The following is a 13,218-nucleotide window of genomic DNA, read 5'->3' on the forward strand; positions in this document are numbered from 1 at the left end:
CGTAGAGTTCGACGACGGGAAGGCAGTTGATGAGCGACGACCTGCCGGGCGCCGTGCCGCCCACCGCGACCTACCGTCTGCAACTTCGGCCGGAGTTCCCCTTCCGCGCCGCCGAGGAGGCGGTCCCGTACCTGGCCCGCCTGGGGGTGTCGCATCTGCACCTGTCCCCGGTCCTTGAGGCGGCCCCGGGGTCCAGCCACGGCTACGACGTCACCGACCACACCCGGGTGCGCGCGGAGCTCGGCGGCGAGGAGGGACTGCGGTCGCTGTCCCGCACCGCGCGGGCGCACGGTCTGGGGCTGGTCCTGGACACGGTGCCCAACCACATGGCGGTGCCGGTGCCGGAGCGGCTGAACCGGCCGCTGTGGGAGGTGCTGCGGGACGGCCCGGACAGCCCGTACGCCCGCTGGTTCGACATCGACTGGCAGGCGGGCCAGGGCAAGGTGCTGCTGCCGGTGCTCGGCGGACGGCTCGGCGACGAGCTGCCCGCGCTGCGCGTCGACGCCGATCGCGGCGAACTTCGCTACCACGACCACGCGTTCCCGCTGCGCCCGGGCACCGAGCGGCTGCCGCTGCCCGAGCTGCTAGACGCGCAGCACTACCGGCTCGCCTGGTGGCGGTTGGCCCGTACCGAGCTGAACTACCGGCGCTTCTTCACCATTTCGCAGCTCATCGGGGTGCGGGTGGAGCACCCCGAGGTGTTCGACGCCAGCCACGCCACCCTGCTGCGGCTGCTGCGCGACGGGGTGGCCGACGGCCTGCGCATCGACCACCCCGACGGACTCGCCGACCCCGCAGGCTACTTGGAGCGGCTGCGCAAGGCGTCCGGCGGCCGGTGGACCGTGGTGGAGAAGATCCTGTGCGGTGACGAACGGCTTCCGGACGACTGGGCCTGCGCGGGCACCACCGGCTATGACGCGCTGCGCCGGATCGACGGCCTGTTCACCGACCCGGCGGGCGTCGCCGAACTGACCGCCGTCTACCACGATTTCGCCGCCCCCGAGCCCGACCTGGGCGGCGACTGGGAGGCGACCGCGCGACGGGCCGCGTACCAGGTGGTCACCGGCGCGCTGGCCGCCGAGGTCGAGCGGCTGGTCCGCACCGCCGACCGCCTCTGCCGCGCCCGCCTCGACCTGGCCGACCACGCCCCCTGGGCGCTGCGCACCGCGCTGCGGGAGCTGCTGGTACGGCTGCCGGTGTACCGGCCGTACCCGGGTCGGCGGGAGTCGGCCGAGGTGCTCCAGGAGGCGGCCGAGGGCGCCCGTGGCGGCTTCACGGTGCCCGAGGAGGCCCACGCGGTCGACGTGGTGCGGGACCTGGCGCTCGGGCGGCTGGGGCGCGGGGGCGACCACGACGACTTCGCGGCCCGGTTCGCGCAGGTCGCCTCCGCGTTGCACGCCAAGTCCACCGAGGACGCGGCCTTCTACCGCTATGTGCCGCTGCTGTCGCTGAACGAGGTGGGCGGGTCCCCCGAGCGGCCCGGCACCTCCCCCGACGCCTTTCACGCCTTCTGCGCCCGGCTGGCGCGCGACTGGCCGGAGACCGGGACCGTTCTGTCCACCCATGACACCAAGCGCAGCGCGGACGTACGCGCCAGGCTGGCCGTGCTGTCCGAACTGCCGGGCGAGTGGGCCGATCTCCTGGCCGAGGTCCACGCACAGGCCGTTGCGCCGCCCGACCGGCACCTGGCGTACGCGGTGTGGCAGACCGCCCTGGGCATCGGTTCCATCCGCCCGGAACGGCTGGTTCCGGCGGTGCTGAAGTCGGAGCGCGAGGCCGGGCTGCGCACCAGCTGGACCGAGCCCGACGAGGGGTACGAGCGGGCGGTGGAGGCCTTCGTACGGTCCGGGCCGTGCGGGCCGCCAGGGCAGGCCCTGGCCCGCTTCAACCGCCGGATCGACGGCCACGCGCGGGCCAACGTCCTGGGCGCGGCGCTGGTCCACCTCACCATGCCGGGCGTGCCCGACCTGTACCAGGGCACGGAGGGCGTGTACGGCGCGCTGGTGGACCCGGACAACCGGGCTCCGGTGCGCCTCCTGCCCGACCTGCTGGCCGAGTTGGACAACGGCGCCGCCCCACGCGGCCTGGACCAGGAGAAGCGGCGGTTGACGGCGGCGGCGCTACGGCTGCGCCGGGGGTGCCCCGAGGCCTTCGACGCCCGTGGCACGTATCAGCCGCTGTCCGCCGAGGGCCCGGCGGCCGGGCACTGTGTGGCGTTCTGCCGGACGGGCCGGGTGGTCAGCGTGGTCACCCGGCTCAGCAGCCGCCTGGAGGCGGCGGGCGGCTGGCGCGGTACCCGGCTGCGTCTGCCGCCCGGCCGCTGGCGCTCGCCGCTGACCGGTCAGGAGGTCGAGGGGGAGGCCGACTTGGCACGACTGCTCGGCGACCTCCCGGTGGCTCTGCTACGGCTCGTGTGACGCCCTGGCCGTCACGTACTGTCGGGCACCATGCGTGAGGAACAGCAGATGGCAAGAGTGGTCTACACCAAGTACGACGGCTCGCTGCACTGGCACCACTACGCGACACGGCTCGGCGAGGACGAGCACGGCGTGTGGCTGGGCTGCCGGGCAGGGAACACCGCGCAGCGGGGCCATGAGCCGCCGATAACCTACGAGCACGCGTTCGTGCTGCTCTTTCCCCGGGACGCTTGGTGGACGGCCGCCTTCAACGCGGCTCCCAACAGGACCGAGATCTACTGCGACATCTCCACGGTGCCGCGCTGGCAGGACGGCGTGGTCACCATGGTCGACCTCGACCTCGACGTGGTCCGCCGCCGTGACGGTTCGCTGTTCATCGACGACGAGGACGAGTTCGCCGAGCACCGGGTGCGCTACGGGTACCCGGCCCAGGTGGTCGAGAACGCCGAGCGGGCCGCCCAGTGGCTGATGAAGTCGATCGGCGAGCGCGCGGAACCCTTCACGGACGGCTACCGGAAGTGGCTCTCCCTGGTCGAGTGAGCGGCGGTCAACCCGCCGGAGGACGGTCAACCGGCGTCTGTGGCACGGCCTTTGGCCAACGCGCCGGACGCCGCACGGCTGGCGTACGCCGCATCGCCGGGCCGGCGGCCCGCCGGTCAACGCCCGGCGAGACGCCTAGCGGGCGGAGAGGCGGAAGCCGATGCGGCCGAAGGTCACCAGGTCGCCGGGGCGCACCGCGGCGGCACCGGTCAGCCGCTGCCCGTTGACCCAGGTGCCGTTCATCGACCCGAGGTCACGCAGCACCCAGACGTCTCCCTCGCGGCGCAGCTCGGCGTGCGCCCGGGACACCGAGTCGTCGCCTATGCGCAGCCCCGAGGCGTGGTCCCGGCCGATCCGCAGCGGAAACGGGCCGGGCTCCGGCAGCATCAGCTTCGGCAACCGCTCGGCCCACCAAGCCCTGCGCAGCCGCATGGTGAAGGCGGAGGCGGTGCTGACGACGCCGGTCGCCCAGCGGGTCATCCGGCCGCCGGACGGCAGGTCGTGGACAAGGGCGTCGAGCTCGCCCTGGCCACGCGCGGTGATGGCGAGTTCCATCCGCTGCAGGAACGTTTCGTGGGACAGCCGTCCACGGACGGCGTTCTCCTTTAGCACCTCGATGGCACGGTCCCGGTCGGCGTCCGAAGGCCGGTCGGAATGCGTCTGGAACTCAGATGACGTCACAGGTGGGATTCTGCGGTGCCGATCACGGAGTGTCCAGCGGACCAGTACCCGCGGGCATCGGCCGACAACGGCCCGACCGATCGTGTAAGGGCGCCGCGTTGACGGGGTACATACCGTCAGATCGCCCGCGCACACCGGGGCACGCCGGAGCACGCCCGTAGGGAGGACGACGGTGGGATACCAGGTCTGGGCACCGCAGGCCCGGCAGGTCGCGGTGCGCGTCGCGGGTCGGGACCACCCGATGCGGTCCGACCCGGCGCGCACCGGCTGGTGGCTGACGGACGGCGCGGGCGCGCCGCCGCACGAGGACGGCACCCGGTACGCGTTCGTGCTGGACGGCGGCGAACCGCTGCCCGACCCGCGCTCCCGGCGCCAGCCGGACGGCCCCGACGGGCCGAGCGCGGTGGTGGACCACGCCCGGTACACCTGGCGGCACCCCTGGGCGGGCAGACAGTTGCCCGGCGCCGTGCTGTACGAGCTGCACATCGGCACGTTCACCCGCGAGGGCACCTTCGACGCGGCCGCCGCGCGGCTGGCGCACCTTGCCTCGCTGGGCGTCAGCCATGTCGAGCTGATGCCGGTGTGCCCGTTTCCCGGCAGGCACGGCTGGGGGTACGACGGGGTGGCGCTGTGGGCGGTGCACGAACCCTACGGCGGACCGGCGGGGCTGAAGCGCTTTGTCGACACGGCGCACGGGCACGGGCTCGGTGTGGTGCTCGACGTGGTGCACAACCACCTGGGGCCGTCGGGGGACCATCTGCCGCGATTCGGGCCGTACTTCACCGAACGGCACCAGACGCCCTGGGGCGCGGCGGTCAACCTGGACGCGCCCGGCTCCGACGAGGTGCGCGACTTCCTCCTCGGCAGCGCGCTCGCCTGGCTGCGGGACTACCGGCTGGACGGGCTCCGGCTGGACGCGGTGCACGCGCTGGCCGACACCAGGGCCCTGCCGTTCCTTGAGGAACTGTCCACGGCGGTCGACGCGTTGGCGGCCGAGACCGGACGGCCGCTGTTCCTGATCGCCGAATCCGATCTGAACGACCCGCGCACCACCGCCCCCCGCGACGCGGGCGGAATCGGCCTGCACGCGCAGTGGAGCGACGACTTCCACCACGCCCTGCACACCGCGCTGACCGGTGAGTCCCAGGGCTACTACGCGGACTTCGCGCGCGCCCCGCTGGCCGCCCTGGCCAAGACGCTGACCGGGGTGTGGTTCCACGACGGCACGTACTCGTCGTTCCGCGGCCGGGCGCACGGCCGCCCGCTGCCCGGCGATGTGCCGCGGCACCGGTTCCTCGGCTACGCGCAGACCCACGACCAGATCGGCAACCGGGCCACCGGCGACCGCCTGACGGTACGTCAACTCACCCTGGGTGCGGCGCTGGTGCTGACCGCGCCGTTCACTCCCATGCTGTTCATGGGCGAGGAGTGGGGGGCCGGCACGCCCTGGCAGTTCTTCACCGACCACACCGATCCGGCGCTGGCCGACGCGGTGCGGGACGGGCGGCGCAGGGAGTTCGCCGAGCACGGCTGGCCCGCGTCGAGTATTCCGGACCCGCAGGATCCGGCGACCCGGCTGCGGTCCTGTCTGGACTGGTCGGAGCCAGGCCGCGAACCGCACGCGGGGCTGCTGCGCTGGTACCGCACGCTGATCGCGCTGCGTGCGGCCGAGCCCGAACTGGCAGACCCGGACACGGCGGCGGTCCGGGTCGAGTTCGACGAGGACGCCCGCTGGATCCTGGTGCACCGCGGCACCCTGTGCACCGCGGTGAACTTCGCGGACCAGTCGCGCGAACTCCCACTCCGCGGCCACCAGGTGCTGGCCGCCTCCACCGAACTGCCGTGCTCCACTGGGCGGTTGGTGCTGCCCGGGGGCTCGGCGGCGGTGGTACGGGGCGGCGTGGGCCGGGGATGAGGGGCTATCCGCTGGTGGGGCGGCCCGCGTCGCGGGCGAGGGCGGTGAGGCGGGAGATCGCCCGGAAGTACTTCTTGCGGTAGCCGCCCGCCAGCATCTCCTCGCTGAAGATCCGGTCGAACGGGACGCCGGAGGCCATCACCGGGACCTCGCGGTCGTAGAGCCGGTCGGCGAGCACCACCAGCCGCAGCGCGGTGGCCTGGTCGGTGACCGGGGCCACCCCGCGCAGGAAGACCGCGCCGACCCCGTCGCACAGCGCGCCGTAGCGGCTGGGGTGCACCCGCGAAAGGTGCTCGACGAGGGGGCCGAAGTCATCGAGGGACGCATGCGCAGTGGTGTACGCGGCCTCGGTGACCTGCTCGTCGGAGTACGGCGCCGGGGCCTGCGGCAGCCCGCGGTGCCGGTAGTCCTCGCCGTCGATCCGCTGGGCCTGGAAACGGGCGGACAGCCCCTGGATCTCCCGCATGAAGTCGGAGGCGGCGAACCGCCCTTCGCCGAGCTTGCCGGGCAGCGTGTTGGAGGTGGCGGCGAGCTTGACGCCCGCGTCGGCCAGCTTGCCGAGCAGGGTGGAGACCAGGACGGTGTCTCCGGGGTCGTCCAGCTCGAACTCGTCGATGCACAGCAGGCGGTGGCCGCTGAGCGCGGCAACCGCCTGCTGGAAGCCCAGGGCGCCGACGAGGTTGGTCAGCTCCACGAACGTGCCGAACGCCTTCCGCTCGCGCGGCGCGGGGGCGGCGTGCCACAGCGAGGCCAGCAGGTGCGTCTTGCCGACGCCGTAGCCGCCGTCGAGGTACACCCCGCTGGGACCGCTGGCCGCGGCGGCCCCGCGCTCTCGCCGGAACCACCGCTTCCTGGCGCCCGGACCGGCGGCGTCCGCGCCGAGGGTCCCGGCGAAGCCGCGCAGGACGGTGACCGCCTGGGCCTGGCTGGGCTGGTTCGGGTCCGGCAGGTAGTTCTCGAACCGTACGGCGTCGAACCGCGGCGGCGGCACCATCTCGGCGACCAGCCGATCGGCCGGAACGTGCGGCTCACGCTCACACAGCGACGCGGGGACGTCACCGGAGGCGTCGGCTATCGGGTGCGGAGCGGAGTGCCGCGAGTCAGCTGCGGAGGCGGGAGAGGACACAGCCCCCAAGCGTATCCGCCAGCGCGTGACGGCGCTGTCGGCCATCTCACGCCCCGTGGCCCACGGCGGGGCGGCCGACGCCACCCGGGTGCGGCTGGTTTGCCGCATTTTGCGCGGTTCGATGGATTCGGCGCCGCCGGACTCCCACAGTTGACCACCGTCCCGGCGGGAAGGGGTTGACGCTTCGGCGTGGGGCGCAGTGCGCGGCGCTGGAACGGCCGCGGCCCGACGGAGGCGGGGCCGTGGGTCGAATGATCGCGTGACAGACTTTGCGCATGCGTCGCTTGTTTCCCGTGAGCCCGGTCGGCGAGGCCGATTCCCTGGACACCCTGGACGCGTTGGCCGACGCGTACGCCTACCCGGCGCCACGCGGCGCGGCGTCGGCCTGGCTGCGGGGGAACATGGTGGCCTCGTTGGACGGGGCGGCGCGGCACGACGGGCGGTCGCAGCCGTTGTCCTCGGCGGCCGACATGCGGATCTTCGGCGTACTGCGCGGCCTGGCGGACGCCGTCGTGGTCGGCGCGGAGACGGTGCGGCAGGAGGAGTACCGCCCGGCGAAGGCCAGGGAGGCGTTCGCCGAGCGCCGCGCGGCGCTCGGCCAACCGGTCGCCCCGGTGATCGCCGTGGTCAGCGCCAGCCTGGACCTGGACTTCTCCCTTCCGCTGTTCACCGAGCCGCTGGTGCCGACCCTGGTGCTCACCGGCGCCCAGGCGGACCCGGACCGGGTACGCGCCGCGCGGGCCCGCGGCGCCGAGGTGGTCGTGGCCGGGGCGGGCGCCGGGGTCGAACCGGCCGAGGCGGTGCGCGCGCTGGCCGCGCGCGGGCTGACCCGGCTGCTGACCGAGGGCGGCCCGCGCCTGCTCGCACAGTTCGCCGCGACCGGGGTGCTGGACGAGCTGTGTCTGTCCATCGCTCCGCTGGTCGCCGCCGGTACCGCGCCACGGATCATGGACGGTCCCGGCCTGGACGTACCGGCACGTTTCGCTCCGGCGGCCATCCTCGAAGAGGACGGTTTCCTGTTCACCCGCTACGTCCGGGCCTGACCTCCGTTGTCTCTGGCGGACCCCCAGGGCATCCAGACATCCGCACGAGCCCACCACCTACGGAATGACTCGTTCCGTTTTTCTCCCCGGAGAAGGGGATATTCGGCGCGCCCCATAGGGACTCAGGGCAGGATGGTTTCTGTGGGGATCAGTGGCCCGCGAGAAAGAAGGACGAGTCCGTGATCACGACCGTACTCATGATCGAGAAGCCGCTCGCCCCCGTCGACGTGCAGCTTGTCACCACCTTGCACGCGGACGAGCCTGTCTCCTTCGTGGTCCTGATGCAGCCGCGCGGCGATCAGGAACGACTGCTGCGCGCCCTGGACGACGTCGCCCTGGGCGAGCTGCGCAGCGCCGCGCACGAGGACGACGTGCCCGGGGGCGAGCAGGCGCTCGCCCCCGCGTCGCAGGCCCTGGAACACAGCCTGCGCGAGCTGCGCAAGACGGGAGCGCAGGCGGTCGGCGAGATCGTCGAGGACCATCCGCTCGTCCTGCTGCGCTCGGTCGTCGAGAAGACCAGCGCCGACGAGGTGATCGTGCTCACCGCCCCGCACCTGGTGGAGGAGTTCTTCCACCGCGACTGGGCCTCCCGCGCCCGCCACACCGTGGGCGTGCCCGTACTGAAGCTGTACGCGCACAACGAGTGATCGCGGACCGCGCGGCCACAGACAGGATGCGACAATCACGGCCGAGCAGTTGTCAGCCATCATCGAAGGAGCCCGCGTATGGCACCCGCCGTCCCCACTGCCATGGCCCGACCGCACTTCATCGGTATCGGCGGCGCCGGGATGTCGGGCATCGCCAAGATCCTCGCGACGCGCGGCGCACGCGTCGCGGGCAGCGACGCCAGGGACTCCGAGACCGCCGCCGCCCTGCGGGCGCTGGGCGCCACCGTGCACATCGGGCACGCGGCGGCGCACCTCGCCGAGGACGCCACCTGTGTCGTGGTCTCCAGCGCCATCCGCGATGACAACCCGGAACTCGCGGCGGCCCGCGAACGTGGCGTTCCGGTCGTGCACCGCTCCGACGCGCTGGCCGGGCTGATGACGGACAGCCGTGCGATCGCGGTGGCCGGTACGCACGGAAAGACCACCACCACCTCGATGCTGGCGGTCAGCCTGACCACTTTGGGCCTCGACCCCTCGTACGCCATCGGCGGCGACCTTGACGTGCCCGGCTCCAACGCGCGGCACGGCGGCGGTGAGATCTTCGTGGCCGAGGCCGACGAGAGCGACCGCAGCTTCCACAAGTACGCGCCCGAGGTGGCGATCGTGCTCAACGTGGAACTCGACCACCACGCCAACTACGCCTCGATGGGCGAGATCTACGAGTCCTTCGAGACCTTCGCCGACCGGATCGTGCCCGGCGGCACCCTGGTGATCGCCGCCGACCACGCGGGCGCCCGTGAGCTGACCGCGCGGCTGCGCGGCCGGGACGGACTGCGCATCGTCACCTACGGCGAGGCGGCCGACGCGGACGTACGGATCGTGGGCATCGCCCCGCACGGGCTGACCAGCGAGGTCACCGTGCTGCTGGACAACGAGGAGCTGACCTTCACCGTCTCCGTGCCCGGCCGCCACTACGCGCACAACGCCGTCGCCGCGCTGACCGCGGGCACCGCGCTGGGCGTCCCGGCCGCCGAGCTCGCCGCCGCGCTCGGCTCCTACACCGGGGTCAAGCGCCGTCTCCAGCTCAAGGGCAGCGCCGCCGGGGTGCAGGTCATCGACTCCTACGCGCACCATCCCACCGAGATCGCGGCCGACCTCGAAGCGATCCGCGGCAGTGCGGGCGACGGCCGGGTACTGGTGGTATTCCAGCCCCATCTGTTCAGCCGCACCCAGCAGTTGGCGACCGAGATGGGCGTGGCCCTCGCCCTGGCCGACGCCTCGGTGGTGCTGGACATCTACCCGGCCCGCGAGGACCCGATCCCGGGCGTCACCAGCGCGTTGATCATCGAGGCGGCCGCCGCCAAGGGGGCCGACACCGACGCGGAGCACGACAAGGAAGCCGTCCCGGACCGGATCGCCGGAATGGCCAAGCCCGGTGATCTCGTTCTCACCATGGGGGCAGGCGATGTGACCGAACTCGGTCCGAAGATCCTGGCCCGCCTTGCCACCGTGGAGAGCTGAGGAGCGAGCGATGCCGTACGAGGTCGACAAGCCGGACGAGCAGTGGCGTGCGGAGCTGTCCCCCGCCGAGTACGCGGTGCTGCGGCAGGCGGGCACCGAGCCCGCCTTCACCGGCGAGTACACCGACGCCACGACGAAGGGCGTCTACTCCTGCCGCGCCTGCGGGGCCGAACTCTTCCGTTCCGACACCAAGTTCGCCTCGCACTGCGGCTGGCCGTCCTTCTACGACCCGAAGGACAGCGACGCCGTCGAGCTGTTGGAGGACCGCTCCCACGGCATGGTCCGCACCGAGGTCCGCTGCGCCCGCTGCGGCTCCCACCTCGGCCATGTCTTCGAGGGCGAGGGCTACCCGACCCCGACCGACCAGCGGTACTGCATCAACTCGATCTCGCTGCGGCTCACCGCTGACGAGGACTGACACCTCCCTTCGGCCGACGGTCACAGCCGCCGGTACATGATGTGCAGTCCGACGTAGCCCTTGGTCGGATGGTGGAAGCCCTCGGGCAGCGTGGCCAGCACCTCGAAGCCCAGCGAGCGCCACAGCGCGACCGCCCTGGTGTTGGTCTCCACCACGGCGTTGAACTGCATCGCCCGATAGCCCTCGGCGCGCGCCCACTCCAGCACGTGCTCGCCGAGGGCCCGGCCGACGCCGCGGCCGGAGCACCCGGGATCGACCATGAAGCTCGCACTGGCGATGTGCGCGGCGCCGCCCATGTGGTTGGGGTTCATCTTGGCGGTGCCGAGAACGGCTCCGCCGTCGTCCACGGCCACGACCGTCCGCCCCGGTGGCTCCAGCAGCCACATCGCGCGGGCCTGCTCCTCCGGGAGGTCACGGGGGTAGGTATAGGTCTCCCCCGCGGCGACGATCTCCCGCAGGAACGGCCAGATCGCGGGCCAGTCAGCAGGGGTCGCTTCCCTGATCAGCATGGGTTCAGCATGCCCCGGCCAACGGTTCGGTCGCCAACCCTTTTGATCCCCCCGCTGCGTTCAGCGTCTGGCGGCCAGACGGCAACCGAGTGCCGTGGCGGCCACGCAGACGGCGGCCGTGAGGGCCAGCGGGAGTATCGGCGGGTGCACCGCGCCAGTGTGCGATCCCCTGACCAGGCCGCTGACCGCGGCGTTCGCCGGAGAACCCGAGGCCACCAGGACCAGCAGCGCCGCCAGCGCGGTGACCGGTATCGGCCAGCCGGGACGGCGCAGCACCGGCGGGTTGCACAGCGTGCCGACCGCAGTGCCGAGCAGGGCGCAGGCCAGCAGGGCCAGCAGCCCGGCCGCCACGGCCGGGCCCACCGCCACCGGCTGGGTGTGGTCGTCGGTGTACGGAGAACTGATGGCGGCGACGGCCAGCGTCCCGGCGGCACCGAGCACCAGGGAGGCGCTGAACGCCGTTATCGTGCAGGCGAGTTGTACCCGGCCCGGTCCCGCGGCGGCCTGGGTGATGGCACGGGCGGCGGGCGGCTCACCGGTCGCGCAGACCCGTACCAGCCAGGCGGACACCGGCAGGATCGCCCCGGCCGAGAAGCCGAGGGAGTCCAGGAGCGGCTGCCCCGACTGGGTGCCGATGCCCGTGATCACACCGTAGAGCAGCAACGGCGGGAGCCAGCGCTGCGAACGCAGCAGGAGCGCCGTCTGGTAGCGCAGCAGGGCCTTCATCGCACCGCTCCCGAAGGACTCGTACCGCCGGTGGGCCGCACCGCGCGGATGTGCCAGGGCGGATCCGCGTCCAGCAGGGCCCGCAGCGCGGCGTCCGACCGGTCGGCGGGCACGCGGATCCGCAGCAGGCCCGGGGCGCCCGCCGCCGGTCCAGCGGTCCAGCTGTGCGGCGGAAGGGCGGCGGGCGGCTCGCCGGTGCCCTCGGCCTCGATCACCACCCGGGCCATCTCGTCGGCACCGCCGTGGCCGTCGGTGAGCCGCCCGGCCGCCACCCGGTGGCGGCGGGGGGCGGCCTCGGCGAGCCGCCGTGGATCGTGGTCGACGTACACGGCGGTGCCGCCCGCGGCCACCCGCTCGGTCACCGCTTCGTCCAGCAGGGCGCGGGCCGCCGTGTCCAACCCCGCCCACGCCTCGTCGAGCACCAGCAACTCCGGCTCGGCCAGCAGGGCCTGGGCCACGGCGACCTTCTGCGCGGTTCCCTTGGACAGCCGGTCCAGCGCCGTGCCCGCGAAGCCGGTGATCCCGAAACGCTCAAGCCACTCCTCGGTGCGGGCGGCCGCCTGCCGCCCGGAGAGCCCGTACACCCGGCCCATGTGGACCAGGTACCCGGCGGCGTCGAACGGCAGGGTGGCAGCGAAGCGCTCCGGCACATAGGCGGTACGGGGGCGGCCTGTGATCCGGCCAGTGGTCGGGACGTCGATCCCGGCGAGCAGCCGCAGCAAGGTGGACTTGCCGCTGCCGTTGCCGCCCTCCACGCGCAGCAGCGCCCCCTCGGGCACATCGAGGTCTATCCCCCGCAGCACCCATGGCCCGCGCGCCCGGTAGCGCCGCCCCACCGCCTCCAGTCTCATGCCGCTCACCCCCGTGTCCGATGCCTCCGCCGCCCCGCGGAGGCCTGTCGTACCGGTCAACGGCCCCCGCCGCGGCCTCGTTCCCTCATCGCCGATCGTTCACCCGTTCGAGTTAGGGCTCGTGGCATGCTGGGCCGGTGACCAGCGCTGACCCCTTCGCCGATCCGGCCGCCGAGGCGGCCGCGGACCGCGATGCCGCACCGCAGTTCGTCCTGCCGCTCGTGGTCCGCATCGAGCGTGACGCTCCGCCCACCCGTACCGACGCCCTGGAGACGTCGGCCCGGGCGGTGCTCACCTTCCTCTCCGACCCGCGCACGGCGGACGGCGGCGAGTGGGCGGAGCTGCTGCGCGACTGGGAGGACGGCAGGATCCGCAAGGTGGTGCGCCGGGCGCGCGGCGCGGAGTGGCGGCGGGCCCAGTCGCTGCCAGGCATCACGGTGGAGGGCCGGTCGGCGCACGTGCGGGTGTATCCGCCGGTGCCGCTGGACGGCTGGCCGAAGGAACTGGCCAAGTTGCAGGTCTCCGGTACCGAGTTGGCCGACCCCGAGCCGGTGGGCGCGCCGGACCCGGCGCTGCCGGTGCTCTGGCTCAACCCCGGCCTGGAGATGTCGGCGGGCAAGGCGATGGCCCAGACCGGGCACGCCGCACAGCTGGCCTGGTGGGCGCTGCCCGACGCGGCCCGCGCCGTCTGGCGGGACTCGGGCTTCGCCCTCTCCGTACGCACCCCGCAGGCGGCGCACTGGGCCGAGCTGGCCGAAAGCGGGCTGCCGTTGGTGCGCGACGCCGGCTTCACCGAGATCGCGCCCGGGTCCTGCACGGTGATCGCGGACCACCCGGCGCTGCGCTGACCGCCGTCGCGGGGC

General features: G+C 73.3%; 13 protein-coding genes. 8 read left to right on the plus strand and 5 right to left on the minus strand.

What is annotated here, in order from left to right:
* Positions 1–29 precede the first annotated feature (29 nt).
* Together treY and O5O46_RS18045 are read left to right on the plus strand one after the other, a co-directional pair.
* Positions 30–2,417 (plus strand): malto-oligosyltrehalose synthase, encoded by a 2,388-nt coding sequence (gene treY, locus O5O46_RS18040; RefSeq protein ID WP_269856497.1) that lies wholly within the window; start codon positions 30–32, stop codon positions 2,415–2,417.
* 30 nt (positions 2,418–2,447) lie between these two features.
* On the plus strand, positions 2,448–2,957 hold the full coding sequence (locus tag O5O46_RS18045; protein ID WP_269856498.1) for a DUF402 domain-containing protein: 510 nt from the start codon (positions 2,448–2,450) through the stop codon (positions 2,955–2,957).
* Between the two features lie 135 nt (positions 2,958–3,092).
* Here O5O46_RS18045 and O5O46_RS18050 read toward each other — a convergent pair whose 3' ends face one another.
* The gene (locus O5O46_RS18050; RefSeq protein WP_269856499.1) at positions 3,093–3,638 is read right to left on the minus strand and encodes a DUF1707 and FHA domain-containing protein; all 546 of its coding nucleotides are present in this window, start codon (positions 3,636–3,638) and stop codon (positions 3,093–3,095) included.
* Positions 3,639–3,810: 172 nt separating this feature from the next.
* Between O5O46_RS18050 and treZ the strand changes: the two genes are divergently transcribed.
* A complete protein-coding gene (gene treZ, locus O5O46_RS18055) occupies positions 3,811–5,553 on the plus strand; it encodes a malto-oligosyltrehalose trehalohydrolase (protein WP_269856500.1) in 1,743 nt (580 codons plus the stop codon).
* Between the two features lie 4 nt (positions 5,554–5,557).
* Here treZ and zapE read toward each other — a convergent pair whose 3' ends face one another.
* Positions 5,558–6,724 carry a cell division protein ZapE gene (zapE, locus tag O5O46_RS18060; RefSeq protein ID WP_443072565.1) on the minus strand — a complete coding sequence of 389 codons (1,167 nt, stop codon included), beginning with the start codon at positions 6,722–6,724 and terminating at the stop codon, positions 5,558–5,560.
* Between the two features lie 230 nt (positions 6,725–6,954).
* Here zapE and O5O46_RS18065 point away from each other — a divergent pair, with 230 nt between their 5' ends.
* The 4 genes from O5O46_RS18065 to msrB all read left to right on the plus strand — a co-directional run bounded on the left by O5O46_RS18065 (position 6,955) and on the right by msrB (position 10,269).
* Positions 6,955–7,722 carry a pyrimidine reductase family protein gene (locus tag O5O46_RS18065; RefSeq protein ID WP_269856501.1) on the plus strand — a complete coding sequence of 256 codons (768 nt, stop codon included), beginning with the start codon at positions 6,955–6,957 and terminating at the stop codon, positions 7,720–7,722.
* A 179-nt stretch (positions 7,723–7,901) separates the two neighbouring features.
* Positions 7,902–8,369 carry an indole-3-glycerol phosphate synthase gene (locus O5O46_RS18070; protein ID WP_269856502.1) on the plus strand — a complete coding sequence of 156 codons (468 nt, stop codon included), beginning with the start codon at positions 7,902–7,904 and terminating at the stop codon, positions 8,367–8,369.
* Positions 8,370–8,447: 78 nt separating this feature from the next.
* A complete protein-coding gene (gene murC, locus O5O46_RS18075) occupies positions 8,448–9,851 on the plus strand; it encodes a UDP-N-acetylmuramate--L-alanine ligase (RefSeq protein WP_269856503.1) in 1,404 nt (467 codons plus the stop codon).
* 10 nt (positions 9,852–9,861) lie between these two features.
* Entirely contained in the window at positions 9,862–10,269 is a 408-nt protein-coding gene (gene msrB / locus O5O46_RS18080; RefSeq protein WP_269856504.1) for a peptide-methionine (R)-S-oxide reductase MsrB, read from the plus strand.
* Between the two features lie 20 nt (positions 10,270–10,289).
* On the opposite strand, the gene O5O46_RS18085 is transcribed toward msrB, so the two are convergent.
* The 3 genes from O5O46_RS18085 to O5O46_RS18095 are packed head-to-tail and all read right to left on the minus strand — an operon-like array spanning position 10,290 to position 12,355.
* On the minus strand, positions 10,290–10,778 hold the full coding sequence (locus tag O5O46_RS18085; RefSeq protein ID WP_269856505.1) for a GNAT family N-acetyltransferase: 489 nt from the start codon (positions 10,776–10,778) through the stop codon (positions 10,290–10,292).
* A gap of 60 nt (positions 10,779–10,838) precedes the next feature.
* Complete coding sequence (locus tag O5O46_RS18090; RefSeq protein WP_269856506.1) at positions 10,839–11,504, minus strand: ABC transporter; 666 nt, start codon at positions 11,502–11,504, stop codon at positions 10,839–10,841.
* Positions 11,501–12,355 (minus strand): ATP-binding cassette domain-containing protein, encoded by an 855-nt coding sequence (locus tag O5O46_RS18095; RefSeq protein WP_269856507.1) that lies wholly within the window; start codon positions 12,353–12,355, stop codon positions 11,501–11,503. The genes O5O46_RS18090 and O5O46_RS18095 overlap by 4 nt, the downstream gene beginning before the upstream one ends.
* A 137-nt stretch (positions 12,356–12,492) precedes the next feature.
* On the opposite strand from O5O46_RS18095, the gene O5O46_RS18100 reads away from it, so the two are divergent.
* Positions 12,493–13,203 (plus strand): aminoacyl-tRNA hydrolase, encoded by a 711-nt coding sequence (locus tag O5O46_RS18100; RefSeq protein ID WP_269856508.1) that lies wholly within the window; start codon positions 12,493–12,495, stop codon positions 13,201–13,203.
* The last annotated feature ends 15 nt before the right edge of the window (positions 13,204–13,218 follow it).

Origin of the sequence: Streptomyces sp. RPT161 (assembly GCF_027533845.1) — a bacterium.
Classification (GTDB): Bacteria; Actinomycetota; Actinomycetes; order Streptomycetales; family Streptomycetaceae; genus Streptantibioticus_A; species Streptantibioticus_A silvisoli_A.

What these genes read in the sequence shown, in the direction of transcription:
- treY (WP_269856497.1), top strand. Translation starts at nt 30, where the DNA reads ATGAGCGACGACCTGCCGGGCGCCGTGCCGCCCACCGCGACCTACCGT.
- murC (WP_269856503.1), top strand. Translation starts at nt 8,448, where the DNA reads ATGGCACCCGCCGTCCCCACTGCCATGGCCCGACCGCACTTCATCGGT.
- zapE (WP_443072565.1), bottom strand. Translation starts at nt 6,724, where the DNA reads ATGGCCGACAGCGCCGTCACGCGCTGGCGGATACGCTTGGGGGCTGTG.
- O5O46_RS18090 (WP_269856506.1), bottom strand. Translation starts at nt 11,504, where the DNA reads ATGAAGGCCCTGCTGCGCTACCAGACGGCGCTCCTGCTGCGTTCGCAG.
- msrB (WP_269856504.1), top strand. Translation starts at nt 9,862, where the DNA reads ATGCCGTACGAGGTCGACAAGCCGGACGAGCAGTGGCGTGCGGAGCTG.
- O5O46_RS18045 (WP_269856498.1), top strand. Translation starts at nt 2,448, where the DNA reads ATGCGTGAGGAACAGCAGATGGCAAGAGTGGTCTACACCAAGTACGAC.
- O5O46_RS18085 (WP_269856505.1), bottom strand. Translation starts at nt 10,778, where the DNA reads ATGCTGATCAGGGAAGCGACCCCTGCTGACTGGCCCGCGATCTGGCCG.
- O5O46_RS18095 (WP_269856507.1), bottom strand. Translation starts at nt 12,355, where the DNA reads ATGAGACTGGAGGCGGTGGGGCGGCGCTACCGGGCGCGCGGGCCATGG.
- O5O46_RS18065 (WP_269856501.1), top strand. Translation starts at nt 6,955, where the DNA reads ATGCGTCGCTTGTTTCCCGTGAGCCCGGTCGGCGAGGCCGATTCCCTG.